At 65.3% G+C, this 25,946-nt stretch carries 26 protein-coding genes, 1 other RNA gene and 1 riboswitch; of the genes, 9 read left to right on the top strand and 18 right to left on the bottom strand.

The features are described from left to right. The first annotated feature begins 152 nt into the window (after nt 1–152). From VI08_RS10495 to VI08_RS10505, 3 genes are read left to right on the top strand one after another with little or no spacing between them, the layout of a single operon-like run. The gene (locus tag VI08_RS10495; protein ID WP_045829527.1) at nt 153–635 is read left to right on the top strand and encodes a carboxymuconolactone decarboxylase family protein; all 483 of its coding nucleotides are present in this window, start codon (nt 153–155) and stop codon (nt 633–635) included. Nucleotides 636–640: 5 nt separating this feature from the next. Beyond that, a complete protein-coding gene (locus tag VI08_RS10500; RefSeq protein ID WP_045829614.1) occupies nt 641–1,057 on the top strand; it encodes a cupin domain-containing protein in 417 nt (138 codons plus the stop codon). Beyond that, on the top strand, nt 1,054–1,938 hold the full coding sequence (locus VI08_RS10505) for an RNA polymerase sigma-70 factor (RefSeq protein ID WP_045829528.1): 885 nt from the start codon (nt 1,054–1,056) through the stop codon (nt 1,936–1,938). The genes VI08_RS10500 and VI08_RS10505 overlap by 4 nt, the downstream gene beginning before the upstream one ends. Nucleotides 1,939–2,092: 154 nt before the next feature. Here VI08_RS10505 and greA read toward each other — a convergent pair whose 3' ends face one another. Genes greA through carA form a run of 3 tightly spaced genes read right to left on the bottom strand, consistent with a single transcriptional unit; the run spans nt 2,093 to nt 6,989 of the window. Then, nucleotides 2,093–2,575 (bottom strand): transcription elongation factor GreA, encoded by a 483-nt coding sequence (gene greA, locus VI08_RS10510; protein ID WP_045829529.1) that lies wholly within the window; start codon nt 2,573–2,575, stop codon nt 2,093–2,095. Next, the gene (gene carB, locus VI08_RS10515; RefSeq protein ID WP_045829530.1) at nt 2,572–5,799 is read right to left on the bottom strand and encodes a carbamoyl-phosphate synthase large subunit; all 3,228 of its coding nucleotides are present in this window, start codon (nt 5,797–5,799) and stop codon (nt 2,572–2,574) included. The genes greA and carB overlap by 4 nt, the downstream gene beginning before the upstream one ends. Nucleotides 5,800–5,849: 50 nt before the next feature. Next, entirely contained in the window at nt 5,850–6,989 is a 1,140-nt protein-coding gene (gene carA / locus VI08_RS10520) for a glutamine-hydrolyzing carbamoyl-phosphate synthase small subunit (RefSeq protein ID WP_045829531.1), read from the bottom strand. Nucleotides 6,990–7,207: 218 nt separating this feature from the next. Here carA and VI08_RS10525 point away from each other — a divergent pair, with 218 nt between their 5' ends. Beyond that, nucleotides 7,208–7,891 carry a 2OG-Fe(II) oxygenase gene (locus VI08_RS10525; RefSeq protein ID WP_045829532.1) on the top strand — a complete coding sequence of 228 codons (684 nt, stop codon included), beginning with the start codon at nt 7,208–7,210 and terminating at the stop codon, nt 7,889–7,891. 102 nt (nt 7,892–7,993) lie between these two features. Here VI08_RS10525 and VI08_RS10530 read toward each other — a convergent pair whose 3' ends face one another. From VI08_RS10530 to hrcA, 6 genes are all read right to left on the bottom strand, one after another. Next, entirely contained in the window at nt 7,994–9,004 is a 1,011-nt protein-coding gene (locus VI08_RS10530; RefSeq protein ID WP_045829533.1) for a sodium:calcium antiporter, read from the bottom strand. Nucleotides 9,005–9,033: 29 nt separating this feature from the next. Continuing rightward, nucleotides 9,034–9,231, bottom strand: a riboswitch (yybP-ykoY riboswitch). A 116-nt stretch (nt 9,232–9,347) separates the two neighbouring features. Then, nucleotides 9,348–10,136: a 4-hydroxy-tetrahydrodipicolinate reductase gene (gene dapB, locus VI08_RS10535; RefSeq protein WP_045829534.1), complete on the bottom strand. Its 789-nt coding sequence runs from the start codon at nt 10,134–10,136 to the stop codon at nt 9,348–9,350. Nucleotides 10,137–10,285: 149 nt separating this feature from the next. Beyond that, the gene (gene dnaJ, locus VI08_RS10540; protein WP_045829535.1) at nt 10,286–11,416 is read right to left on the bottom strand and encodes a molecular chaperone DnaJ; all 1,131 of its coding nucleotides are present in this window, start codon (nt 11,414–11,416) and stop codon (nt 10,286–10,288) included. A 91-nt stretch (nt 11,417–11,507) separates the two neighbouring features. Continuing rightward, on the bottom strand, nt 11,508–13,433 hold the full coding sequence (dnaK, locus tag VI08_RS10545) for a molecular chaperone DnaK (RefSeq protein WP_045829536.1): 1,926 nt from the start codon (nt 13,431–13,433) through the stop codon (nt 11,508–11,510). Nucleotides 13,434–13,529: 96 nt separating this feature from the next. Beyond that, nucleotides 13,530–14,057 (bottom strand): nucleotide exchange factor GrpE, encoded by a 528-nt coding sequence (gene grpE, locus VI08_RS10550; protein ID WP_045829537.1) that lies wholly within the window; start codon nt 14,055–14,057, stop codon nt 13,530–13,532. Between the two features lie 81 nt (nt 14,058–14,138). Next, nucleotides 14,139–15,197 carry a heat-inducible transcriptional repressor HrcA gene (gene hrcA / locus VI08_RS10555; protein ID WP_045829538.1) on the bottom strand — a complete coding sequence of 353 codons (1,059 nt, stop codon included), beginning with the start codon at nt 15,195–15,197 and terminating at the stop codon, nt 14,139–14,141. Between the two features lie 128 nt (nt 15,198–15,325). Between hrcA and recN the strand changes: the two genes are divergently transcribed. Beyond that, a complete protein-coding gene (gene recN / locus VI08_RS10560; RefSeq protein WP_045829539.1) occupies nt 15,326–16,996 on the top strand; it encodes a DNA repair protein RecN in 1,671 nt (556 codons plus the stop codon). 104 nt (nt 16,997–17,100) lie between these two features. Here recN and VI08_RS10565 read toward each other — a convergent pair whose 3' ends face one another. Further along, on the bottom strand, nt 17,101–17,730 hold the full coding sequence (locus tag VI08_RS10565) for a response regulator transcription factor (protein WP_045829540.1): 630 nt from the start codon (nt 17,728–17,730) through the stop codon (nt 17,101–17,103). A gap of 91 nt (nt 17,731–17,821) precedes the next feature. Between VI08_RS10565 and VI08_RS10570 the strand changes: the two genes are divergently transcribed. Beyond that, nucleotides 17,822–19,441 carry an MASE1 domain-containing sensor histidine kinase gene (locus VI08_RS10570; protein WP_045829541.1) on the top strand — a complete coding sequence of 540 codons (1,620 nt, stop codon included), beginning with the start codon at nt 17,822–17,824 and terminating at the stop codon, nt 19,439–19,441. 300 nt (nt 19,442–19,741) lie between these two features. Here VI08_RS10570 and fur read toward each other — a convergent pair whose 3' ends face one another. Beyond that, nucleotides 19,742–20,158 carry a ferric iron uptake transcriptional regulator gene (gene fur / locus VI08_RS10575; RefSeq protein ID WP_045829542.1) on the bottom strand — a complete coding sequence of 139 codons (417 nt, stop codon included), beginning with the start codon at nt 20,156–20,158 and terminating at the stop codon, nt 19,742–19,744. Nucleotides 20,159–20,233: 75 nt separating this feature from the next. Between fur and VI08_RS10580 the strand changes: the two genes are divergently transcribed. Next, complete coding sequence (locus VI08_RS10580) at nt 20,234–20,707, top strand: outer membrane protein assembly factor BamE (protein WP_045829543.1); 474 nt, start codon at nt 20,234–20,236, stop codon at nt 20,705–20,707. A 51-nt stretch (nt 20,708–20,758) separates the two neighbouring features. Here the strand turns inward: VI08_RS10580 and VI08_RS10585 are convergent, their stop codons facing one another. After that, on the bottom strand, nt 20,759–21,031 hold the full coding sequence (locus tag VI08_RS10585) for an RnfH family protein (RefSeq protein ID WP_045829544.1): 273 nt from the start codon (nt 21,029–21,031) through the stop codon (nt 20,759–20,761). Next, nucleotides 21,024–21,452 carry a type II toxin-antitoxin system RatA family toxin gene (locus VI08_RS10590; protein ID WP_045829545.1) on the bottom strand — a complete coding sequence of 143 codons (429 nt, stop codon included), beginning with the start codon at nt 21,450–21,452 and terminating at the stop codon, nt 21,024–21,026. Before VI08_RS10590 ends, VI08_RS10585 begins: the two co-directional genes overlap by 8 nt. Nucleotides 21,453–21,496: 44 nt before the next feature. Between VI08_RS10590 and smpB the strand changes: the two genes are divergently transcribed. Together smpB and ssrA are read left to right on the top strand one after the other, a co-directional pair. Further along, nucleotides 21,497–21,997 (top strand): SsrA-binding protein SmpB, encoded by a 501-nt coding sequence (gene smpB, locus VI08_RS10595; protein WP_045829546.1) that lies wholly within the window; start codon nt 21,497–21,499, stop codon nt 21,995–21,997. A gap of 73 nt (nt 21,998–22,070) precedes the next feature. Beyond that, nucleotides 22,071–22,463: a transfer-messenger RNA gene (gene ssrA / locus VI08_RS21320) on the top strand. Between the two features lie 82 nt (nt 22,464–22,545). Here ssrA and VI08_RS22050 read toward each other — a convergent pair. The 5 genes from VI08_RS22050 to VI08_RS10610 form a co-directional block, all read right to left on the bottom strand. Further along, nucleotides 22,546–22,932: a hypothetical protein gene (locus VI08_RS22050; protein WP_045829547.1), complete on the bottom strand. Its 387-nt coding sequence runs from the start codon at nt 22,930–22,932 to the stop codon at nt 22,546–22,548. Nucleotides 22,933–23,364: 432 nt separating this feature from the next. Then, nucleotides 23,365–23,802: a hypothetical protein gene (locus VI08_RS22205; protein WP_232309520.1), complete on the bottom strand. Its 438-nt coding sequence runs from the start codon at nt 23,800–23,802 to the stop codon at nt 23,365–23,367. After that, nucleotides 23,802–24,173, bottom strand: a complete 372-nt coding sequence (locus VI08_RS22210; protein WP_232309521.1) for an RHS repeat domain-containing protein — start codon at nt 24,171–24,173, stop codon at nt 23,802–23,804. Before VI08_RS22210 ends, VI08_RS22205 begins: the two co-directional genes overlap by 1 nt. Further along, the gene (locus tag VI08_RS10605) at nt 24,065–25,105 is read right to left on the bottom strand and encodes a hypothetical protein (protein WP_045829548.1); all 1,041 of its coding nucleotides are present in this window, start codon (nt 25,103–25,105) and stop codon (nt 24,065–24,067) included. The genes VI08_RS22210 and VI08_RS10605 overlap by 109 nt, the downstream gene beginning before the upstream one ends. A 244-nt stretch (nt 25,106–25,349) precedes the next feature. After that, complete coding sequence (locus VI08_RS10610) at nt 25,350–25,898, bottom strand: hypothetical protein (RefSeq protein WP_045829549.1); 549 nt, start codon at nt 25,896–25,898, stop codon at nt 25,350–25,352. Nucleotides 25,899–25,946: the final 48 nt, after the last annotated feature.

The following is a 25,946-nucleotide window of genomic DNA, read 5'->3' on the forward strand; positions in this document are numbered from 1 at the left end:
CCTCCGAGGCCAAGTCGTGGGCGGGATCATAACCCCAGCGGCCCGGGCGCAGTAGTAGGCCACGCGGCCGGGCCCAAAGGGACGAGACCCGTGTCACAGGGGGTGGGGCTACGCCGTCTATGAGGTGTACCCCACCAATGAGGCTTTTCCCAATGAGCACCCGTCTCGACTACACCCAGCAGTCCCCGGAGATCACCCGCAAGCTCGTCGAGCTGTCGATGACCCAGCGCAAGGCCAGCACCATCGAGGCCGGCCTTAAGCGCCTCGTGGACCTGCGCGCCTCGCAGATGAATGGCTGCGGCTTCTGCGTCGACATGCATGTGAAGGAGGCCCTGGCGGGCGGCGAGAAGCAGCTGCGCCTGCACCACGTGGCCATCTGGCGCGAATCCGACCAGTTCTCGCCCCGCGAGCGCGCGGCCTTCGCCTACGCCGAGGCCTTGACGGCCATGAAGCCGGAGGGCGTGAGCGACGCCCTGTACGCGACGGTCAGCGAGCAGTTCAGCGAGAAGGAGCTCTCCGACCTCACGTTCGTGGTGACCACCATCAACGCCTGGAACCGACTCAACGTGGCCTTCCATACCCTGCCCGGCTCGATGGATAAAGCCTACGGCCTCGACAAGGTCGCGGTGGGTTGAGCGCCATGAAGACCCTCCTCGCCTCCGCCACCCTCGCCCTCCTCGCCGCCACCGGCCCCGCCCTCGCCCATGGCGATACCTTGGCCGCCACCCCGGCGCCCAAGGTCACCCCCGTCACGCAAAAGGACCTGCCCGACTACCCCGGCAAGGAAATCACCGTCATCACCGTCGATTACCCACCCGGCCTGGTCGAGCACGCGCACCGCCACGACGCGCACGCCATCGTCTACGTCCTCGAAGGCGAGATCATCGAGGGCGTGAAAGGCCAGCCCGAGCACCACCTGAAAGCCGGCGATTCGTTCTACGAGGGCCCCACCGACATCCACACGGTGGGCCGGAACGCCAGCACCACCAAGCCGGCGAGGTTCCTTGTGTTTATCCTGAAGGACAAGAAGAACCCGATCGTGATGCCGGCCCCATGACCACCGCCACCGCCACCTTCACCGCGCTGCGCCCCCGCCTGCACGGCATCGCCTACCGGATGCTCGGCTCGGTGCCCGAGGCCGAGGACGTGGTGCAGGACGTGTGGTTGCGGTGGCATGGCACCGACGCGGCGGGCGTCGACAACCCCGAGGCATGGCTGGTGGCCGCCACCACCCGCCGCGCCATCGACCAGCTACGCGCCGCCCGCACACGGCGCGAGCACTACATCGGCATCTGGCTCCCCGAACCCGTGCTCACCGACGACAGCGCCACCCCCGAAGACCTGCAGGAACTGGCCAGCGACGTCTCCGTGGCCTTCCTCGCGGTGCTCGAGCGCCTGGCGCCCGAGGCGCGGGCGGCCTTCCTCCTGCGCGAGGTGTTCGACGAGGATTACCCCGAGATCGCCCGCGTGCTCGGCAAAAGCGAAGCCGCCTGCCGGCAGCTCGTGCACCGCGCCAGGGACCACCTGCGCGACAAGCGGCCGCGTTTCGCCGTCGACCGCGAGGAACACGCGGCGCTGGTGACCCGCTTCGCCAGCGCGGTGGCCAGCGGCGACTTCAGCGCCATGCGCGGCATCCTGGCGCCCGATGCGGTGTTGATGGGCGATGGCGGTGGCAAGGTACCCAGCTTTGGCCGGCCGGTGGAAGGTGGCGAGCGGATAGCGCAGCTGCTCTACGCGCCGTCGCTGCGGCCGGCGCGGCAGATGCGGGTGGAGGTGGCGAGCGTGAATGGCGAACTGGCGTTGCTGCAGTCGTTCGCGGGGCAGCTGGTGTCAGTCCTGACCTTTACGATCGCGGATGGGCGGATCGCGACGATCCATGCGCAGAGGAACCCCGATAAGTTGGTGCGATTCGTGGCGCACGAGGGTGGGTTTCGATAAGCCTCGTGTAGGAGCCAGCTCGCTGGCGACAGCTTCCGCCCAGACGCATCAGGCCCTGTGGCTCTTTCGCGAAAGCTGTCGCCAGCGAGCTGGCTCCTACATGAAAAAGCCCGGCGCTTAGGCCGGGCCTTCCCCCCCCCCAAAACAGCTGGGGCTAGCTATAGCGGACGCCGGTGATTTCGTAGTTCTTGATGCCGTTCGGCGCCTTGAATTCGAACTCGTCGCCCTCGCTCTTGCCGATGAGTGCACGCGCGATCGGCGAGCTCACCGCGATCAGGTTCTTCTTGATGTCGGCCTCGAGGTCACCCACGATCTGGTAGGTCACCTCCGTATCGGCATCGAGGTCGATCAGGTCGACGATGGCGCCGAACACGATGCGCTTGCCCACCGCCAGGCGCTCGGTATCGATGATCTCCGAGTTCGACAACGCGGCTTCCAGCTCGTTGATGCGGCCTTCGTTGAAGCCATGCATCTCGCGCGCGGCGTGGTACTCCGCGTTTTCCTTCAGGTCGCCATGGGCGCGCGCTTCGGCCACGGCCGCCACGATCTCCGGCCGCTTGACGCGCTTCAGGTATTCCAGCTCGTCACGCAGGCGGTCGGCGCCCTGCTGGGTCAACGGGGGACGCGTGCTGCTCATGCTTTCAGCTCCTTGTGCAGTTCCTGCAGGCTGTGGACTTCGGGCTCCGCGTGGAAATCCAGCGAGTGCACGAGGGCACGCGCGCCTGCGACGGTCGTGGAATAGGTAACGCGCTGCTGCAGCGCTTCGCGGCGGATCGAGAACGAATCTGAGATGGCCTGCTTGCCTTCCGTCGTGTTGACGATGTAGACCACCTCGCCGTTCTTGATCAGGTCGACGATGTGCGGGCGGCCTTCGAGCACCTTGTTGATGCGCTCGCAGGCCACGCCGTTGTCGGCCAGGAACTTCGCCGTACCCGCCGTGGCGACCACGGTGTAGCCGCGCTGGGCCACTTCCTGCGCGATGGGCAGCAGGCGATCCTTGTCGGAATCACGCACCGACATGAACACCTTGCCCTTCGGCGGCGCCTTGATGCCTGCGGCCTCGTGGCCACGCGCAAAAGCGGCGCCGAATGTGCGGCCCACGCCCATCACTTCGCCCGTGGACTTCATCTCGGGCCCGAGGATGGGATCCACGTTCTGGAACTTCAGGAACGGGAAGATCGCTTCCTTCACCGCGTAGTACGACGGGATGATTTCCTTCGTCGCGCCCTGCTTCACCAGCGAGCTGCCGGCCATGGCGCGCGCGGCGATCTTGGCCAGCGACATGCCCGTGGCCTTGCACACGAACGGCACGGTGCGCGAGGCACGCGGGTTCACTTCCAGGATGAACACATCATCACCCTGGATCGCGAACTGGGTGTTCATCAGGCCGACGACCTTCAGCTCCTGCGCCATCAGCTTCACCTGGCGGCGCATTTCATCCTGCACCTCCTGGCTCAGCGAGTAAGGCGGCAGCGAGCACGAGGAATCGCCCGAGTGGACACCGGCTTCCTCGATGTGCTCCATGATGCCGCCGATGAGCACGTTGCCGTCGGCGTCAGCCACGATATCCACGTCCACCTCGACGGCGTGGTCAAGGAAGCGATCCAGCAGCACCGGCGATTCGTTCGACACCTGCACCGCCTCGCGCATGTAGCGCGTGAGGTCGGCGTCGGCGTAGACGATTTCCATGGCGCGGCCACCGAGCACGTAGCTCGGGCGCACCACCAGCGGGTAGCCAATCTCGCGGGCCAGGGCCAGCGCTTCATCGGCGTTGCGCGCCGTGCGGTTCGGCGGCTGTTTCAGGTTGAGCTTCTGGATCATCTTCTGGAAGCGCTCGCGGTCTTCCGCGAGATCGATCGAATCGGCGCTGGTGCCAATCACCGGCACGCCCGCGGCTTCCAGCGCACGCGCAAGCTTCAGCGGGGTCTGGCCGCCGTACTGCACGATGACGCCCTTCGGCTTCTCGAGGTCGACGATCTCCAGCACGTCTTCCAGCGTCAGCGGCTCGAAGTACAGGCGGTCGGAGGTGTCGTAATCCGTCGAAACGGTTTCCGGGTTGCAGTTGACCATGATGGTTTCGAAACCATCCTCGCGCAGGGCGAGCGCCGCGTGCACGCAGCAGTAGTCGAACTCGATACCCTGGCCAATGCGGTTCGGGCCGCCACCCAGGACGATGATCTTGTCCTTGTTGGTGGGGTTGGCCTCGCACTCTTCCTCGTACGTGCTGTACATGTACGCGGTGGTGGTGGCGAACTCGGCGGCGCAGCTGTCGACGCGCTTATACACAGGGCGCACGCCCAGCGTGCGGCGCACGTGGCGCACGGCGGCCTCGTCGGTGCCCACGAGCTCGGCCAGGCGTGCGTCGGCGAAGCCCATGCGCTTGAGTTCGCGCATGCGCGGCTCGTCCAGCGCGGTGAGGCCCTGGCGCTGCACTTCGCCCTCGGTCATCACGATGTCTTCGAACGCGGCGAGGAACCACGGGTCGATGCGGGTCAGGTCGTGCACTTCTTCCAGCGAGAGGCCGGCACGGAAGGCGTCTGCCACGTGGAAGACACGATCGGGACGCGGCTCGCGCAGTTCGCGCTTCAGCGTCTGGAAGCCTTCCTCGCTGCCGATGTCGAGGCCGGTGGGGTTGAGGCCGGTCTTGCCGATCTCCAGGCCACGCAGGGCCTTCTGCATCGATTCGTGGAAGGTGCGGCCCATGGCCATCACCTCGCCCACTGACTTCATCTGGGTGGTGAGGCGCGCGTCGGCGGCCGGGAACTTCTCGAACGCGAAACGCGGGATCTTGGTGACGACGTAATCGATGCTCGGCTCGAACGAGGCCGGGGTGAGGCCGCCGGTGATGTCGTTCTTCAGTTCATCGAGCGTGTAGCCGACGGCGAGCTTGGCGGCCACCTTGGCGATGGGGAAGCCCGTGGCCTTCGAAGCCAGCGCGGACGAACGCGACACGCGCGGGTTCATTTCGATGACCACCACGCGGCCGTCTTCGGCGTTGATACCGAACTGCACGTTGGAGCCGCCGGTGTCGACGCCGATCTTGCGCAGCACCGCGATGGACGCGTTGCGCAGGCGCTGGTATTCCTTGTCGGTGAGCGTCTGGGCCGGCGCCACCGTGATGGAGTCGCCCGTGTGCACGCCCATCGGGTCGAAGTTCTCGATCGAGCACACGATGATGCAGTTATCCGCCTTGTCGCGGACCACTTCCATCTCGAACTCCTTCCAGCCCAGCACCGACTCTTCCACCAGCACTTCGTGCGTGGGCGAGAGCTCGAGGCCGCGGCCGACGATCTCGACGAATTCTTCCTTGTTGTAGGCGATGCCGCCGCCCGAGCCGCCGAGCGTGAAGCTGGGGCGGATGATGGTCGGGAAGCCGACGGTCTGCTGGATCTCGAGCGCCTGCTCCATGGAGCGGGCCACGGCGGCCTTGGGGCACTCCAGGCCGATATCGGCCATGGCCTTGCGGAACAGGTCGCGGTCCTCGGCCATGCGGATGGCATCGCGCGAGGCGCCGATGAGTTCGACGCCATAGCGCTCGAGCACGCCGTTGTCGGCGAGGTCGAGGGCGCAGTTGAGGCCGGTCTGGCCGCCCATCGTCGGCAGCACCGCGTCGGGGCGCTCCTTGGCGATGATGCGCTCGACGGTCTGCCAGTTGATCGGCTCGATGTACACGGCATCGGCCGTGTCCGGGTCGGTCATGATCGTGGCCGGGTTCGAATTGACCAGCACCACGCGGTAGCCCTCTTCCTTCAGGGCCTTGCAGGCCTGGGCGCCGGAGTAGTCGAACTCACAGGCCTGGCCGATGACGATCGGGCCGGCGCCGATGATGAGGATGGTCTTTAGGTCGGTGCGCTTTGGCATGGTTTCTCTCGCGAATCGAAGGCGGATGGAAGGTGTGGGCGCGCGGCGTGTTACGCCTGCTTCGCCTTGTGCGCTTCCATCGCGGCAATGAACGTATCGAACAGGTAGCCGACGTCTTCCGGGCCGGGGCTCGCTTCCGGGTGGCCCTGGAAGCAGAACGCCGGCTGGTCGGTGAGGGCGAAGCCCTGCAGCGAGCCGTCGAACAGCGAGGTGTGGGTGACGCGGACGTTGGCCGGCAGCGTCTTCGGATCGACCGCGAAACCGTGGTTCTGCGAGCTGATGAGCACGCGGCCGGTGTCGTGGTCCTTCACCGGGTGGTTGGCGCCGTGGTGGCCGAACTTCATCTTGAGCGTCTTCGCGCCGATGGCCAGCGCCATGATCTGGTGGCCCAGGCAGATGCCGAACACCGGGATCTTCGTGGCGAGGATCTGCTTCGTCGCCTCAATGGCGTAATCGCAGGCGGCCGGGTCGCCGGGGCCGTTGGCGAGGAAGATGCCGTCGGCGCCCATGGCGAGCACCTCGGCGGCGGGGGTTTCGGCCGGCACCACGGTGATGTCGACCCCGCGGCCCGCGAGCAGGCGCAGGATGTTCTGCTTCACGCCGAAATCGTAGGCCACCACGCGGAACTTCTTCGGTGCGTTGACGAAGGCCTGCCGGTCGAGGTCGTAGACGCCCTCGCCCCACTGGTAGGTGGCCTTGGTGCTGACCACCTTGGCCAGGTCCATGCCGTTGAGGCCCGGGAAACCCTTGGCCCTGGCCACGGGGGCGTCGGCGTCGATGGCGTCGCCGGCCACGATGCAGCCGTTGAGCGCGCCCTTTTCGCGCAGGATGCGCGTGAGGCGGCGGGTATCGATGCCGGCGATGGCGACCACGTTGTGGCGCTCGAGGTACTGCGGCAGGGGCTCCTGGCTGCGCCAGTTGCTGGCCAGGCGGGGCACGTCGCGGACGATGAGGCCGGCGGCATGCACGCGGGGCGCCTCGACGTCGACGTCGTTGGTGCCGGTGTTGCCGATGTGCGGGTACGTGAGGGTGACGATCTGCTGGTTGTATGACGGGTCGGTCAGGATCTCCTGGTAACCGGTCATGGCGGTGTTGAACACCACTTCACCAACGGTCTCGCCGCGGGCACCGACCGCGTGGCCGTGAAAAACGCTGCCGTCTTCGAGAGCAAGCAGAGCAGGAGTACGCATGGGATGGCCGCCTTCGGGTGCAGCAAAGCCCGCAAGCCAGCTTTCTAGCGGCTCGTGGGCCTTGGGGATGGGAACGTTTGGGCGGGTAAGAATGATAGGCGCAGAGGGGCCTTTTGTCCACGCCCGGCGGATGAACGAAACGGTAGAATTACGTGCCAGTTGGCGTTTCTGGCACGATACAATCGCACTTAGTGGTAACTGACCGAGAACCGCCCGCCATGCTGCTCGACCCTGCCCGCCTGGATCGTCCCGATACCGACATCCGGCACGAGCCGTTCTCGTTCATGATCGCCCACGGCCAGCTGCCCGACGAGGCCCGGCCCGACCTCGACCGCGATTTCCCCCAGTACTCCAGCGCAGGGTTCTTCCCCTACGACGCTGCCGATTGCGGCCCCTCGGTGAACGACCTGGTCCGCCAGATGACCTCGCGGGCCTTCTCGGCCGCCATCGGCCGCCACCTGGGCATCGAGGGCCTGGAGAGCTACCCCACCCTGGTCACCCTGTGCCGGCACCTCAACCGCCGCCACGGCACCATCCACACCGACAGCAAGTCGAAGGTGGCCACGGCCCTCATCTACCTGAACCCGATGTGGCCCGATACCAGCGACGGCTGCCTGCGCTTCCTGGCCTCCATCGACAACATCGACGACACGGTGGCGCCCGAGCTGAAGCCGCTCTATGGCGAGTTCGCCGTGTTCCGCCGCGCCGAGAACTCCTTCCACGGCCACCTGCCCTACGAGGGCGAGCGCCGCGTCATCCAGGTAGCCTGGCTCACCTCGGAAGAAGAAAAGGCCCGCAAGACCAAGCGCGGCAAGTTCAGCCGCGCATTCAAGAAGATCTTCGGCAAGCTCGACCGCAAGGTCGGCGCCGACCGCGACCGCAACGCCTCGCACCGCGACTAGTCGCTAGCGGCGGTCGCTTTGTGTAGGAGCCCACGCCGTGGGCGACAGCTTTTCGCGAAGAGCTGTCGCCCACAGGGGTGGGCTCCTACCACAGCCTGCCGGTCAGGCCCCGCGGAAATACCAAGCGACAAAGAGTGCAAACACACCATAGAGCCCGCCGATCGGCATCAGCCAGCGGGCTTCCACCGCCCCACGGCGGAACATGGCCCATAGAGCCACCACGGCCACGGCGGTGATCACGCCGGCCACGATCAGCGGCGTATCGAACAGCCACGGCGTGGCGAACAGCGCCAGCGAGCTCGGGATCGTGGCCTGGATCATCATGGCGCCGGAAATGTTGGCCAGCGCCAGCCGCTCCTTGCCCTGGCGCACCCAGATCAGGGCGTTGACCGTTTCCGGCAACTCCGTGGCCACCGGGCTCAGCACAAGTGCCACGAGGTGCGGCGAGAGGTGGAAGAACTCGCCAAACGCCTCCAGCTGCCAAACGAAGACGCGCGACGCGATGGCGATGACGACCAGCGCCAGGCCGGTCTGCAGCAGCACCCACTTCATGGCCGGGTCGGCATCGCGGGGGCGGAACGACAGGGGCTCCAGCTCGTCCTCGTCCTCAGGCGCCGAGCTGTCGTCGCGCATCTCGCGCCACACATACATGCCATAGGCCAGCAGGAACAACACGCCCAGCCAGGGCTTCCACGCGAACGCGATGAGGCCGAGGCCCACCTTCACCACGAAGATGGCGAGGAACCACGACTGGTCGCGGGCGAGGCGCTGGTGGTCGACGCGGATGCGGGTATCCCCGCGCTTCAGGCGCTTACGGCCGAGATATAAGGCAAAACCTACGACGGCGTAAGCGATGGTGGCCAGCACCAGGGGGCCACCGAGGGCGGCACCGACGCCAATATCCCTGGCTTCCGGCGTCTTGCCGAACATGACGGCAACGAAGGTGACGGCGCTTTCCGGGAGGGCCGTGCCGAAGGCGGCGAGCACCGTGCCCGTGGCAGTGGCACCGAGGTTGAGCTTGCGCCCGAACCATTCGACGCCGTTGACGAAGTATTCGCAGGTGAAATAGATGGCCCCGGCCGAGACCAGGAACAGGAAGGTTGTCAGCAGCATGGAAACACTTTGGCCGGGCGAGCGCGCGAAAAACCGATGGCACAACGACACCGCTCGCCCGGCCCCGGGTGAGCATGTCGATGGCCAAAGGTCTCGCCGGGCCGGCAGCGTGCTCTCCACACGCTACTGCCGTTCGCGCCATGGGGCCGTGGCCGCCAAGTCTGTTGACGCGAACTCCTCAGGGGGAACGAGGATGGCTACTCCCCAATGACATCGCCGCAGATAGTAACACGGTTCCCGTAGGAGCCCACCCTGTGGGCGAAATCTTCTCGCGGAGAGCCGCGGGGTTCGTGGTCTTTCGCGAAACGATGTCGCCCACGGGGTGGGCTCCTACGCGAGTGGGTCAAGCGGCGATAACGTCTTCAATGGTCCACGTGCCGGGCGCGCGGCCGGCGATCCATGCGGCGGACTGCAGCGCGCCGCGGGCGAAGATGCTGCGATCGGTGGCGCGGTGGCCGAGCTCGACGCGCTCGCCCTGCCCCATCACCAGCGCCTGGTGCTCGCCCACGATATCGCCGCCGCGGACGACGGCGAAACCGATGGTGCCGGCCTGGCGGGCGCCGGGGCGGCCCTCGCGGGCATAGACGGCCAGGTCGTCGAGCTTCGCGCCGCGCCCGGCGGCCGCAGCGTGGCCCAGCGCCAGCGCGGTGCCCGAGGGCGCGTCTTCCTTGCGGCCGTGGTGGGCTTCCACGATGTCGATATCCCAGTCCGGCAGCGCGGCGGCGGCTTCGCGCAGCAGGCGCGTGAGCACGGCCACGCCCAGGCTGAAGTTGGCGGCACGCAGCACGGCGATGCGCTCGGCGGCGTGGGCCAGGCGCTGCTCCATCGCGGCGTCGAGGCCCGTGGTACCCGTGACGAGCGCGGCGCCCGTGGCTTCGCAGACATCGAGCGCCGCGCCCAGCCCCTCGGGGCCGCTGAAGTCGATGACGACATCGATGCCGGTGGTGGCGTCCCATGTGCTGAACCGCAACGCCGAGACGTCACCATACGCAGCCTTGCCAAGCCGCGCGGATTGCGGCGACACCACCGCGCGCACGAGTTCGAAACGCGCGTCATCCCGCACGAGGTTCAGCAAGGCAAGGCCCATGCGGCCGGATGCGCCACTGATGGCGAGGCGGATGGGACGGGTCATGGGGTGTGCCTCGGAAGATCAGGAAACACGCATCCTAATGTAGGAGCCCACCCTGTGGGCGACAGGTTTTCGCGGGAGGGCAACAGGGGCTGTTGTGTTGTCGCGAAAAGATGTCGCCCACGGAGTGGGCTCCTACAGGGGGCATGGCGTTACGAGGTGACCTTGGACCAGAAGTCTTTCACGCCGTCGATGAAGCTGTGGCTGCGGGGCGTGTGCTTGGCGGCTTCTTCACCCACGAAGGTGGCTTCTAGCTGGGTGAGCAGCTCGCGCTGTTCCTTGGTGAGGCGGACCGGGGTCTCCACCACCACGGTGCAGATGAGATCGCCCGTGCGGCCACCACGCACCGACTTGACGCCGCGGCCGCGCAGGCGGAACTGCTGGCCGGTTTGCGTTTCGGGCGGGACGTTGACCGGCACCTCGCCTTCGAGCGTGCTGACCATCAGCTCGGTGCCAAGCGCGGCCTGCGCGAAGCGGATGGGCATCTCGCAGTACAGGTCGACGCCATCGCGCTGGAAGATGGCGTGCTCGCGCACGCGCACCTCGACGTACAGGTCGCCCGCCGGCGAGCCCGCCGGGCCAGCCTCGCCCTGCCCCGTGAGGCGGATGCGGTCGCCGTTGTCCACGCCGGCCGGGATGCGGACCGAGAGCGTGCGTTCTTCTTCCAGGCGGCCTTCGCCGCGGCATTTCTTGCAGGGCTTGTCGATCTTCTGGCCCGAGCCATGGCACGTGGGGCAGGCCTGCTGGATGGAGAAGATGCCGTTCTGCATGCGCACGCGGCCGTGGCCGGCGCAGGTGGTGCACGTGGAGACCTTGCCGTCTTCCGAGCCCGTGCCATTGCAGTGCTGGCAGTTGACCTGCGTGGGCACCTCGATCTTCTTCTCGATGCCGAACACGGCCTCTTCGAGGTCGAGCTCCATGATGTAGCGCAGGTCGGCGCCACGGCGGGCGCGCTGGCGACCGCCACCGCCGCCGCCAAAAATGTCGCCAAAAATATCGCCGAAGATGTCGCCGACGTCGCCGAAGCCGGCGCCACCGCCACGACCGAAGCCACCGCCCTCGAACGCGGCATGGCCGTACTGATCGTACGCCGCGCGTTTCTGGCCGTCGGAGAGGATGTCGTACGCCTCCTTGGCTTCCTTGAATTTCTCGATCGCCGCCGGGTCGTCCGGGTTGCGGTCGGGGTGGTACTTCATCGCGACGCGACGAAATGTCTGCTTCAGGTCACCGTCGGTGACCGTGCGTTCCACGCCAAGGATCTCGTAGTAGTCGCGCTTGCTCATGGTGCGTGTTGCATTCCCTTTGACGGACAAACGCGCCGGGGCTTGCACCCCGGCGCGATCCTGGTCACAGATGAAGCTGAGGCGTCACGCCTTACTTCTTATCGTCTTTGACTTCGGTGAACTCGGCATCGACCACGTCATCCGGCTGGGCCGAACCGCCGCCCGGGGCCGACTGCTGGGCCGTATCGGAAGCGCCACCCGACTGGGCCGCCGCGTACAGCGACTGGGCCACCTGCTCGAGGTTGGCGATCTTCGACTCGATGGCCGACTTGTCGTCGCTGTCCTTGGCCTTTTCCAGGTCCGAGACGGCGCCGTCGATGCTGGCGAGCTGCTCGGCCGGGATCTTGCCGCCGTGCTCCTTCAGCTGCGAGCGCGTCTGGTGGACGAGCTGGTCGGCCTTGTTGCGCACCTGGACGAGGTCGTGGAACTTCTTGTCCTCTTCGCGGTTGGCTTCGGCATCGGCCACCATGCGCTGGATCTCTTCGTCGGAGAGGCCCGAGCCCGCCTTGATTTCGATCTTCTGCTCCTTGCCGGTGTCCTTGTCCTTGGCCGACACGTGCAGGATGCCGTTGGCGTCGATATCGAAGGTGACTTCGATCTGCGGCGTGCCGCGCGGTGCCGAACGGATGCCCGAGAGATCGAACTTGCCCAGCGACTTGTTGGCGTTGGCGCGCTCGCGCTCGCCCTGCAGGACGTGCACGGTCACGGCCGTCTGGTTGTCGTCGGCGGTGGAGAACACCTGCGACGCCTTGGTCGGCACCGTGGTGTTCTTCTCGATAAGCTTGGTCATGACGCCACCCATCGTTTCGATACCCAGCGACAGCGGGGTGACGTCGAGCAGCAGCACGTCCTTGACCGAGCCGCCCAGCACGCCACCCTGGATGGCGGCGCCGACGGCGACGGCTTCATCGGGGTTGACGTCCTTGCGGGCTTCCTTACCGAAGAAATCCTTGACCGCTTCCTGCACCTTGGGCATGCGGGTCTGGCCACCGACGAGGATCACCTCGTTGATATCCGACACGCGCAGGCCGGCGTCGTTGAGCGCGGTGCGGCACGGTTCGATCGTGCCCTTCACCAGGTCTTCGACCAGCGACTCGAGCTTGGCGCGGGTGAGCTTGATGTTGAGGTGCTTCGGGCCGGAGGCGTCGGCGGTGACGTACGGCAGGTTCACGTCGGTCTGGTGGGCCGACGAGAGTTCGATCTTGGCGCGCTCGGCGGCGTCCTTCAGGCGCTGCAGGGCGAGCTGGTCCTGGCGCAGGTCGATGCCCTGCTCCTTCTTGAACTCTTCGACGAGGTAATCGATGACGCGGTTATCGAAGTCTTCGCCGCCGAGGAAGGTGTTGCCGTTGGTGGCCAGCACCTCGAACTGCTTCTCGCCGTCGACGTTGGCGATCTCGATGATCGAGACGTCGAACGTGCCGCCGCCAAGATCGTACACGGCGATCTTGCGATCGGCCGACGATGCCTTGTCGAGGCCATAGGCCAGGGCGGCCGCGGTGGGCTCGTTGATGATGCGCTTGACGTCGAGGCCGGCGATCTTGCCGGCATCCTTGGTGGCCTGGCGCTGGCTGTCGTTGAAGTACGCCGGCACGGTGATGACCGCTTCGGTGACCGTCTCGCCGAGGAAGTCTTCGGCGGTCTTCTTCATCTTCATCAGCACCTTCGAGCTGATCTCCTGCGGCGCCATCTTCTTGCCGTCGGAGGTCTGCACCCAGGCATCGCCGTTATCGTGCGCGATGATGGCGTACGGGACGAGCTTGATGTCCTTCTGCACTTCGGCGTCGGTGAACTTGCGGCCGATGAGGCGCTTCACCGCGTAGAAGGTGTTCTTGGCATTGGTGACGGCCTGGCGCTTGGCCGGCGCACCGACGAGCACTTCGTTGTCCTTGGTGAACGCGACAATGGACGGCGTGGTGCGGTCGCCCTCGGCGTTCTCGATGACACGCGCCGTCGTGCCCTCCATGACGGCAACGCAGCTATTGGTGGTACCGAGGTCGATGCCGATGATCTTGGCCATAAAACATGCTCCGAATTTCAATGCGGCCCCCGCGGCCGCGACTGTTTGTAAAGTGGGGCCTTGGCCCCTTGGTTCAATGCGTTGTGTGGCTGGGGTTCAGTCTTTGACGACCGCGACCAGCGCCGGGCGCAGCAGGCGGTCGTTGAGGACGAAACCCTTCTGCACCACGGCCACCACGGTGCCCGGCGCGTGCTCGGTCGAATCGACCGCGCTGATAGCCTGGTGGTGTTCCGGGTTGAACGGCTGGTGCAGCGGATCGACCAGCACCAGGCCGTTCGACGAGGTCACCTTCTCGAGCTGCTTCAGCGTCAGCTCGAGGCCCTCGCGCAGGGCCTTGGCGTCAGCGGTTTCGTTGGCGAGGCCCAGGGCCACGCTGTCGTACACCGGGAGCAGGTCGCCCAGCAGCTTCTCGTTGGCGAAGCGGCGGGCCTGGTCGAGGTCGCGCTGCAGGCGGCGGCGCTGGTTTTCGATCTCCGCCCGCTCGCGCAGCACGGTCTCGCGTGCCTGGGCCAGCTCGGCATCGAGGGCGGCCACTTTGGCGGCCAGGGCGTCGAGTTCAGCGTGGGCGCCCTCGGCGCCGCTGTCCTTCGCCGGATCCGTCGCGTGGGGATCGTTGTTCTGCATGGTTACTCCAAATGTCATCCAACGGCCCCCGGTGGGGGCCGCACATTCGCGGGAAATACTAAACCCGCCTCCCTCGGCGGTTTATGAGGTCGCCGCGGCGCGATTCAAGGCGTCGCTGAGCAATCCAGCCGTGGCTTGTACCACGGGAATGACCCGCTCATATGCCATACGCGTCGGTCCAATAACTCCGATCGCGCCCAGCATGCGCCCTGGGGTGCCGTAGGTGGCGGTGACGATGCTGCAGCCGTCGAGGGCCGAGAAGCCCGATTCCTCGCCGATGAACAGCCGCACGCCCGGGGCCTTCACGCAGTTTTCCATCAGCTGCAGCAGCTCGCGCTTCTGCTGGAAGGCGTCGAAAAGGTCGCGCAGGCGGTCGATGTCGGCCAGCTCGGAATAGCCCATCAGGTTGGTCTGGCCCGAGACCAGCACGTCGTCGGCGTCGTGGTCGCCGAACGAGGCCGTGGCCAGCTCCACCGCGCTGGCCAGCAGGCGGTTCAGCTCGCCCCCGGCCTCGCGCAGCTCCGCGGCCAGGTGGGCGCGGATATCGGCCAGGCGGAACCCGGCGAAATGGGTGTTGAGGTAGTTGGCGGCCTGCTCCAGCTCGCTGCCGTCGATGGGGCGCGATAGCTGTACTACCCGGTTCTGTACCTGGTTATCGGAGAACACCAGGATCACCAGCACGCGGGCATCGGGCAGGCTGACGAAATCGATGTGGCGCAGGGGGAAATCGCCCTGGCGCGGCACGGTGACCACGCCCGCGAAGTGGGTCATGGCCGAAAGCAGGTTCGAGACATTGCCCAGCAAATCGCGCGTGGTGGTCTGGTGCGGCGGCAGGCTGCCCTGCAGGCGCGCCATGTCGTCACGCGGCAAGGGCTTGAGTTCAAGCAGGCTATCCACGAAAAGGCGCAAGCCACGCGGCGTGGGGATGCGCCCGGCCGAGGTATGCGGCGAGGCCACCAGGCCGGCTTCTTCGAGGTCGGCCATGATGTTGCGGATGGTGGCCGGGCTCACTTCCAGGCCGGAGGACTTCGCCAGGGTGCGTGAGCCGACGGGCTCGCCATCGGAGAGATATTGGGAAATGAGGGTACGCAGCAGCCGGCGCGCGCGAGCATCGATGTCTTTGCTAAAGAACGGGTTCATGCGCGTGTGGGCTGGCGGTCGGGTGGCTGGCCCTATCAATAAGGTCTGCGCGCGCCGCTTGCAAGTCTCGCTTCCTGCGACGCGGCACCGGCTACAATCGGCGCGATTCCATCCGCTGCCCGGTGCCCATGCTCACGTCGCTCTACGTCCGCCAGTTCGCCGTCGTCGAAGAAGCCGAAGTGGCCTTCGGCCCCGGGCTCACCGTGGTCAGCGGCGAAACCGGCGCGGGCAAGTCCCTGCTGGTCGACGCGCTCATGCTGCTGGCCGGCGCGCGCGCCGATAGCGGCATGGTGCGCGCCGGCAGCGACCGCGCCGAGCTCGCCGCCGAGTTCAGCCTGGCCGGCCTGCCCGATGCCCTCGGCTGGCTCAGGCAGGAGGAACTGGACGATGGCGATACCTGCCACCTGCGCCGCGTCATCCGCGCCGAGGGCAGTTCCAAGGGCTGGATCAACGGCCGCCCCGCCAGCCTGGCGCAGATGTCGGCGCTGGCCGCGCTCATCGTCGAAATCCATGGCCAGCACGAGCACCAGGCGCTGCTCTCGCGCCAGCACCAGATGGCGCTGCTCGATGCGTTCGCCGGCAACGACGAGGCACAGGCGCGCGTCCGCGACCTCGCCCGGGCATGGAAGGAGGCCGTGGCGAAAATCCGCACGCTCAGCGGCGGCGACGACCGCGAACACCAGATCGAACTGCTCACCCATGAACTGGAAGAACTCGACCGCTGGGCCCTCGCTCCCGCCGCGCTCGAGGATCTCGAAGCCCAGCACCGCCGCCTTGCCAACGCCGGCCGCCTCGCCGAGGGCGCCAACGGCGTCGTCGAGCTGCTCGACGGCGAAAGCGAATTCGCCATCGGCCGCGCCCTGCTGCGCGCCCATGCCGAGCTCTCCCGCCTGGCCGAGCTCGACGCCACCCTGGCCCCCACACTGGAGCTGCTCGACAGCGCCCAGATCCAGGTGGGCGAAGCCGTCGACGGCCTGGGCCGCTACGCGCAGGATGTGGAACTCGACCCGGAACGCCTGGCCGAGGTGGATACCCACCTCACCCACCTGCACGACCTCTCCCGCCGCTATCGCCTCCCCATCGAGGAACTGACGGGCAAGGCGGAAGAACTGCGCGAGCGCCTGGGCGAACTCGAAGGCGCCGGCGACGCGCTGGAGCGCCTGGGCAAGGAGCGCGACCGCCTGCGCAAGGACTACGACACGGCCGCGGCCGCGCTATCGAAGGCCCGCGCCGATGCCGCCGCCCGCCTCGGCGCCTCGGTGGCCGCCCTCATGGGCGAGCTCGGCATGGCCGGTGGCCGCCTTGAGGTGGCGCTGGAACCGGCCGAAGGCGACGACCCCGACCCACAGGGCCGCGAGCGCTGCGAGCTGCTGGTCAGCGCCAACCCCGGCCAGCCGCCCCGCGCGCTGCGCAAGGTGGCCTCGGGCGGCGAGCTCGCCCGCATCAGCCTGGCCATCGAAGTGGCCACGCTGGGCAACGACAACATCGGCTGCATGATCTTCGACGAAGTGGATACCGGCATCGGCGGCGCCGTGGCCGAGGTGGTCGGCCAGAAGCTGCGCGCCCTGGGTGAGCGCGTGCAGGTGCTGTGCGTCACCCACCTGCCCCAGGTGGCGGCACAAGGCCACAACCACCTGCAGGTGGCGAAGGAAAGCGACGGCGAATCCACCCGCACGCGCATCCGCGCGCTGGACGCCCATGGCCGCCGCGAGGAAGTGTCGCGGATGCTGGGCGGCGTGGAGATCACGAAGGAAACCCGGGCACACGCCAGGAAGATGCTGGACAAGGCGCAGGGCTGAGAGCATCGCCCACAGGGGTGGGCTCCTACACGAGCGCGGTTAGGCGCCGGCATGCTCCGTGGCTGTCGTAGGAGCCCACACCTGTGGGCGAAAGCCTTTAGCGACTAACTCCGGATCAACCCCCGCTCCTGCGCCATCCGGTACAGATCAAGCTCCGACCCCGCATTGAGCTTGTTCATCACCGCGGCGCGGTGGATGTAGATCGTCTTCTGCCCGATGCCCAGCTCCGCCGCCACCTGCTTCGGTGCCCGCCCCGCGGCGAGCAACAGGAACACCTCGCGCTCGCGGGCGGTCAGGCGGCTGAATGGGTCGAGATCCTGCGTGGAGCGGCTGGAGCGGCGCTCGCGCAGGTCGGAACTGAGGTACTGGTCGCCCGCCAGCACGGCGCGCACCGCCGCCACCAGCTCTTCCGGCGCCACCCCCTTGGTCACGTAGCCGCGCGCGCCACGGCGCATGGCCTCGGAAACGTAGGGTTCGCCGTCGTGCATGCTCAGCACCACGATCTTCATGGCCGGTTCGATGCTGCCGAGGTGCTCGATGAGCGGCAGGCCACTACCATCGGGGAGGGAGAGATCCACCGCCACCAGGTCGGGCCGGTGCTGGGTGACCGCATCGACGGCCTCGTCGGCGTTACGCGCTTCCGCGACGACATCCAGGTCGGGCTCCAGCTGGATCAGCCGCTTGAAACCTTCACGGACAATGGCGTGGTCATCTACAAGGACGATTCTTGGCATAGGGCGAATGTAGCAGTACCAGCGCGTATGTGCGTACCCGTGGCCCACGCGCGGCAGGACGCCGCGCGCGCCGTGTAACATCAGCGCTTATATGCGAGTCCGCGCCCTCATCCGCTTCGCCGGCCCCCTTATCGCCATCGCCTACGCCATCGCGTGGGTGATGCTGTGGCCGACCGAGCAGCCCTACTGGGTGCTCCCCTTCGGCCTGCGCTTCGGCGCCTTGCTGCTCACCCGCACCCGTGACTGGTTCTGGATCCTCGGCGCCGAAATCGCCGCCAGCGCCCTGTGCGAGTGGCGTAGCGGCCTGCCCATCGGCGGGGCTGGCTTCGTGCTGGGCGATACCCCCGAGCCCCTGATGGTGGCCGCCAGCCTGTGGCTGCTGCGCCGCGCCCACCTGCACGCCAGCCTGAACACGCCCGAGGACGTGGCCCGCCTGCTGCTGTCGGCCATGGTCACCGCCACCGTGGCCACGGCCGGCAACGCGGCCATGATGGCCTCGCTGCACCCGGCGGCCCCGGTGGAGATGCTGGGCACCACCTTCGGCAGCGACCTGCTCGGCAATTACCTCGGCGTACTGCTGGTCGTCCCTGTGATGGTGCTGGCCTTCCGCGAGCGCCCCACCCAGACCGCCCTGGCCGAGCTCCTGCTCGACGGCCTGCTGGTGATGCTGCCCTCGCTGGCCATCCTCATCACCCTGGCCGAGTACTCACCCCAGCCGCAGTTCGCCCGCGTGCTTTCGCTGGCGCCGGTGCTGTTCTTCGCGTTCCGGCACGGCTGGCGCGGCGCCGGCCTGGCCATGCTCATCACCAGCGTAGGCCTGAATGTCACCGAGGACATGATCGGCCGCGGCGCGCCCACCGCCGCCGCCCACCTGTTCCTGGCCGTGGCCGGCACCGGCACCCTCATGCTGGGCGCCGCCACCGACGCCCTCCGCCGCTCCAGCGAGCGCGTGGCCCAGCAGAACACCCACCTGGCCGCCGCCAACCAGCGCCTCGACCAGCTGGCCCGCCAGCTGCGCGACGCCGCCCGCGGCAACCTGCAGGCCGAGGAGAGCCTGCGCCGGCACATGGCCTCGGAGCTCCACGACGAGCTGGGCCAGAACCTCACGGCCATCCAGACCCACCTGAAACTGGCCCAGAACCGGCTCGGCAATGCCGGCCTGGACGATATCGGCAGCGCCATCAACGGCATCGCCGGCCACATGCGCCGGGCCCTGCACAAGATGCTGGATAGCCTGCGCCCCTCGGTGCTCGACGAGTTCGGCCTCATCCGCGCCCTGGACGAAGGCCCCATCCGCGACATGCTGACGGCCGCCGGCATCCACTACGTCACCGACCTGCGCGGCGAGCCGCGGCTGCTGGACGACGACACGCTCACCGCCATCTACCGCGTGGTGCAGGAAAGCGCCACCAACGTGGTCCGCCATTCCGGCGCCCGGGAAATGCGCCTGCGCCTGCGCATCGGCCTGCGCGACGCCGGCCCCGTGGCCGTCCTCGATATCCGTGACGATGGCCACGGCCTGCCCGCCACGCCCCGCCCCGCCCGCACCGACGGCGGCGGCCGCGGCCTGCAGGGCATGAGCGACCGCATCACCGCCCTGGGCGGGGTTTTCCGCATCGTCCCGGAGCCCATCGGGCTGCACCTGCGCGTGCTGCTACGCAGCACAAGTATCGGAACGAACATAGGAAATTTTCCAATAGCCGGTTCGTGAACGCTTCGTTACGATCCTTCCATCGATGTGGGGGAGCCGCCGTCGAGAGACGGCGAGCCCGAGTTGATCGTGGGGACGATCAACTCGAAGAGGCGACAGGATGTCAGCCTCGCCGGCGCCAGGTGGTGTACGGGATTTGCGAGCAACTCGCGGTCCACGAGCCACCAGGTATTCCGGATCAGCCGTCGGTGGACAGGAGTCCGCCGGCGGCGTTTTTATTTGGGGCGAAGGGAAACCGGCCCCGAAGGCACGACAAAAAAAGGCCCCTTGCGGGGCCTTTTTTCTTTTCCCGCCAGTGGATTAGCGGGCTTTCTTCTTCGGGCGCACATAAAGGACCAGGCTGTGGTCCTCGATGACGTAGCCATGCCGCTCGGCGATCTCGTGCTGGAGGCGCTCGATCTCCTCGCTGATGAACTCGATGACCTTGCCGCTGTCAACGTCGATCATGTGGTCATGATGCTTGCCGCGGTCGAGCTCGTAGACGGCCTGGCCGCCCTCGAAGTTGTGCTTCATCACGATGCCGGCCGCCTCGAACTGGGTCAGCACGCGATACACCGTGGCAAGCCCGATGTCCTCCTGGTGCGCGAGCAGGCGCTTGTAGATGTCTTCGGCCGTGAGGTGGCGTTCATCCGCCTCCTCGAAGACCTGCAGGATCCGCATGCGCGGATGGGTGACTTTTAGGCCCGCTTTGCGGAGCTCTTGGGTTTCCTGGTCCACTTCAGACCTCTTCTCGCGGTGCCGTCAGGCGCTTAGTGTATCATCGCTGGCTTCACGATCTGGACGCTTCAACGCATGCAAAAGCAGCTCATCCGCACGCTCGGTCTGGCCCTCCTGGCTACCGCTGTCGCAGGCTGTGGCCTGGTCTATACCCCCGACGTGCAGCAGGGCAACCTGCTCGACAAGAAGAATGTCGACCAGCTGCAGCCCGGCATGACGAAGCGCCAGGTGCTGGTCCTCCTGGGCACCCCCTCGGTCATCTCGCCGTTCAACAACGACCGCTGGGACTACGTCTCCACGTACTCGCACCGTGGCAAGCCCATGACCACGCGCACCCTCACCCTCAGCTTCAACAACGATACGCTGGTGAAGACCGAGGGCGATTTCTTCGCCCAGGACGCCCAGAAGCTGCTTGAGGACTCGAAGAAGTACAAGAACAACCCCATCGACGACGCCAAGGGCGACAAGAACACCAGCGCCGACGACAAGAAGGACGACAGCGTCATCTTCGGCGGTGGCGCCAACAACGGCGGCGACAACAAGAAGTAAGGCACCTGGCTTTTGTAGGAGCGCGCTTGCGCGCGATAAGGGCGGCAAAGACTACCGCGCCGCCCTCCTCCTCCGAGCCTCCATGGGATCCAGCGTAAGGGCCCGGTAGATCTCAACCCGGTCCCCCGCCTCGAGCACCCGCCCAGCCTCCACCTTCTTCCCAAACACCCCCAGCCGCTCCCGGTTGGGCTCCACCCCACCCGGCAACCCCGGCAAGGCCAGCTGCACGGCCTCCCAAGCCGTGGTGCCCACCGGCACCGCCAGCGCCACCACCGCCTGCCCCTCCGGGCCGGCGTAAGCCACTTCCACGGCAAGCTCAGCCATACTGGCGGCGCGCCTCGTCGCAGAAATCGTCCACCATCTTGTTCGCGAGCTGCTGGAAACCCATCTTCAGTACCGTGCCGCCCAGGCCCGCGTAGTCGAAATCCAGCGCCAGGGCAATCTTGCAGCCCACGTCACCCAGGGCCTGGAAGGTGAAGACGCCATCGAGCGAGCGGAACGGCCCCTCCACGAACTTCATGGTGAGGCTATGCGGGCGGTCGGTGGTGTTGCGAGTGGTGAAGTTCTGCTTCATGCCGGCGAATTTCAGGTCAAGCCGGGCCACCAGCACGTCGTCGCCCTTCTCGATGATGGTGGCCGCATCACACCACCCGAAGCGCTTTGGGTATGCTTCAACGTCATTGACCAGGTCGAACATCTGCGCGGGCGTGAACGGCACGATCGCACTGCGGCGGATTTCAATCACTGGATAGACCTCGTCTCAAACCGATACAAGCGATTTTAGCGGACATGGCAAAAGCGAAGGCAAAGGACACCGAAAAGGAAGGGCGCGGCACCATCGCGCTCAACAAGCGCGCGCGCCACGAATACCACATCGACCAGCGGTTCGAGTGCGGCATGGCCCTGCAAGGCTGGGAGCTCAAGTCGCTCCGCGCCGGCCGCATCAACTTCGGCGAGGGCTGCTACGCCATCATCGAGCACGGCGAGGTGTTCCTCGTCGGCGCCCAGATCCCGCCGCTCATCAGCGCCAGCACCCACGTGGTGGCCAACGACCGCCGCACCCGCAAGCTGCTGCTCCACCGCGAGGAGATCGACCGGCTCGTCGGCGCCGTGGAGCGCAAGGGCTACACCCTCGTCCCCACCGCCATGTACTGGAAGAACAACAAGGTGAAGTGCGAGATCGGCCTGGCCAAGGGCAAGCAGGACCACGACAAGCGCGCCGCCGACAAGGAACGCGAGTGGGCCGTGGACAAGCAGCGGGTGATGCGCAGCCACAACCGCCTGGGGTGAGGGCCATTGTTCCGGCCCCACCCACCCACATATACTGTGTAACGCCGTAGAAACACGGACTACAGCTTTCCCCGGGGGTGTTTTGGTTTCGACGGGGGTAGTGCGATCTACTGGTGCATGCCGAGGGGGTAGCTTTCCTCGTTAAACCAGCTGCAAAAAACATAGTTGCCAATGACAACTACTACGGTGACAACTCGGTGGCTCTCGCCGCCTAAGCTGTCCGGCCCCTAAAAAAGGCCAAACCCCCGAACCGGTCTTGTGCTCATGCTCGCCGGTGTAGGGTCACTATCATGAGACCGCCGAAAGCTCCTCCACCTGTGGGGCTGACGCCAGATCAACCAGGTATGTCCACCGGTGCGCTTAGCACGCCGTGCTGTCGGTGGACGAGACTTAACGGTGGGCTAAGCATGTAGAACTGGGGATTAAACGCCTTCGGACGCGGGTTCGACTCCCGCCACCTCCACCAATCAAGCAGCGGGTCAACGAGGAATCGTTGGCCCGTTTTGCTTTTTGGGTGCCAGGAGAGCTCGGCCGCAGGCGTCCTTGTCTCAATAAGTTGGGATCATCGGCAAGCGCGGAGGGCATCGAGGAGCTCCCACGCGGTGAACGGCAAAACACTCTGAGCAACGGACATAACCCGTGACCGTTTCGCCCCTGAAGCGGATCGCCACGGAGGTGAACCGAAAGTACCAGTCTTGATTCTCTTTTGCCCAGTCGCTGACGATCTGAAAATGCGCCCGCGCGTCATCCGCCAGCACATCGAGAAAGTCCACCACCAAGACGTCCTCTTGCACCGACCACGTCAACTCAGGATTCTTAAACCAAACCTTAAGGTCCCCTCGGATCTGGTCAATTGCGTCGCGCGCAGGCACCCGGACAAGCACGGGTGCGCCGCCCGTCAGCGGTTTGCCGAGGGCGCGCCCCTGCCAGCCCACTTGGTGACGATGCGTTGTGTGTCATCGCGACCACCTCTGCATTCGCCGCCCAAGTGCCGCGTGCAAACTCATGCATGCATCACGACCCAAATTCTAGGAACGACGCGCCTGTACTTTGAGACCCACGAATAGCGCCGCGAACAATGCCGCGACCGATAGCCCGAAGGCCACGACGCTCAACCAGTCTCCGCTCGCGAGCGCCCCAGGTGAATTTGGCTCTAAGCCTCCGAAAACACGAAACGCGAGAAGCACACTCATTAGTCCGAAGAAAAGAAGGCACACTTTCCAAAAATAGGATCGACCGCGGATCACAAAACCCAAAGCGGACACCCCCCAATGGCAACAACTGTAGAAATTCTTCCGGCCAACAATAGATTGACAGCCTCGACTGTCATGGCCAAGGCAAAGACAACATACGCAAACGTAGTATTTTTAATCACAACCGCACTTTCCGTTCGTGAACTTTAATGAACCACCTTTTAAGAGGCCAATCGAGTCCAGTACTGCTTGGTAACCGGCGCCGATTTCTTGCCACGATGCAGGAGAATCCTTTGGTTGGGTTCCGAAAGCATACTTAGCCATTGAATCTAAAGGCGTACTGACGAGTATGGAGGCCTGTGCAATTCCGGGCGATCGGCTGGCCCAATCTAAGGCGAACATATAGTGCTCAGCGTCCCGCGTATCTTCAAGCGACTGGCTCCAAGTTCCCGTCTTTTGATACTCGGCATTCATTTGCGTATAGACACGGTTCGCCGTCAGGGCCGCGTCCTCGAGCGTATCGGCTTGCATGATGTATGACGCGGCTTTCTGGATGTAGCCTGGGTATCCCGAAAAATCGGTGGTCTCTTTTCCATGAATGCAAATCGTCATTAAGCCAAGTGGATCGAATCGAGATATTGGGTTTTGCCCCGCGTAAACGTAGGTATTCGCCCCCCCGCCAGCCCAGAAGGATCGCTTTCTATGTACCGTCCAAGGTCAGCTTTATAGTCACGAAAGACGTTACTCCATGTCCCGGACTCGTCGTCGAAGTATTGGCCGGGAAACCCGAGATTCAGCTTGATCCCCTCCGTAACAATTTTCCGGTCAAAGGCGAAATTGGTTGCCGACCAGACAATGCTCTTGCTCGAATTAGTCACCGACTCGGGGCGGCCGAGTCGGCATAGTGATAGGTCCAGGTGCGCGTAGCTCCGGACGCATCGGTAATGGTGATGTGATCGATCCAATCCGTCTCCGGGCGCCATGTGAAAACCACCTTGCGGAGATCGCTGGCGTCAATGCTCATCAGACGCCGACCTTGGTAGTGATACTGGATGAAGTTGCCGAAACGATCCTCGACCTTCGTGGCAACGGCATCTGCAGACGCGATGCGCGCCGTGATGTGCCTACCCGACGGTGGGTTGGGCAGCGTCGCGCTCGGAGACGAGTAATAGGTGAGCTGGTTCAGGTGGTAGCGCAGCCCCGTCGGAGAGACTGCGATGAAGGCGTCGCCGGGTTCGCCTGATGCCGTGGCGCTTTCGCACCCGATCATCCAGTGTGCGGGCGTCATTGCCACAAACGGCACTGCCGCTCCGTTGGCATCCGCCATGGTGGGCACAGGCGTGTTCGCCCCAATCGAGAGCACCGACTGTCCGCCACCCTCTTCTGTCACCAACGAATAGCCGTGCCACCAGTCGAGGCTGTCGAACAGAGGCCCGTTCGCCCCTGGCAGCAGCGGCGCATGTGTCATATTGGCGCAGCGCAAGTCGGGGTTCTGCCCATTCGCCTGCCATTGGCCACCAAAGCTGGCATACGCCCCCGACACCTCGGCACCCACCAGGCTGCTCAACCGCGGCACGTCGAGCTGCCAGTCGGCGAACGCACCGTCCTCGGGAAAATCCAAACTGGTGCGCCATCCTGGGCTGAAGGTGCGCGCAACCACGATGTCGGGGCCTGAGCCCTTCAGAGTGACATCAACTTGGCGAAACGACAGTTCGCCCGTATAGAGATCAACGGACTCACCGAAGGCGTTCTGCCCAAGCGGAATGATGTCGTCCGACATCTTGATGCGGCGATGAAACTGTTCTTCCGGCGTGGCTTCGTCGGAATTGGCATGGACCAAGCCAATAAAGGTCACACATACGATCATCACCACCGCAGCGATGCCGCGGCGCGTTGCGTAAGCGAGATGGCTCACAGCCTATTCCTTCAGCCGAAAGCGCGATGCGTTGCGCCGCTTCTTGAATCAACAACGGGAAATCAGGATTCCCTATTGCACCCTGGATGGCAAAATTCGCTGCGAGACGCGAACCACGACGCGCGCTCTTTCGATCAAAATCTGCGAGATCCCGCATGCGGGTGCGGACTAGACCCCTTCGGCCCTAGCACACAAAATCTCAGAAGCTTGTGACCACCCCGAAACACACTTGGCTCAACTCAAATCAGCAGATTAGATCCGACACACTCCGCCCGAGCGCCGAGACCTCAGGCTTATCCAAGACGAGCAGATGCTTTTCGTCATCGAGCCGAACGAAACGTTCTTCGTTCAAACCAGTGATGCTCCGCAAAACTTGTTTTTGCTGAGCGTTCAAGACATTCATCGGATAGATGCCCCGGATCTTGTCGCGATTGTAGGCGCGAATATCTCGGTCCTTACGCGAGCGCTCGAAAAAAAATCGTCCGAGTTCCTTTGCTTTCATCTTTTCGTAATGCGTATCGACTTCACCAAAAGTGATGCCAAGCGCGTAGTACAGCGACTTCGCTCCGAGGTCGGCGTCAAAGGCGATGGTGTATCCAATGCCATTCACCTCATGCAAATCACAAATGATGCGATCCATCACGCCTGGCCGTGCCTCTTGGTTAAGCACAGCAATAATCAGTACCCCTGAATCTCGCGCATCGTCGTAGCTGTAAAAAAGGCCACCGAGCCCGTGGGAAGGCAGGTAGTTGTCGGTTGTTTCGAGCCCCCGGATGACCGAAAGATCTTCCATCTTGAAGAAATCCCGAACGACAGTCTTTCACTTCCCGTGCATCCCCAC

It is taken from the genome of Luteibacter yeojuensis (genome assembly GCF_000964085.1).
Classification (GTDB): domain Bacteria; phylum Pseudomonadota; class Gammaproteobacteria; order Xanthomonadales; family Rhodanobacteraceae; genus Luteibacter; species Luteibacter yeojuensis_A.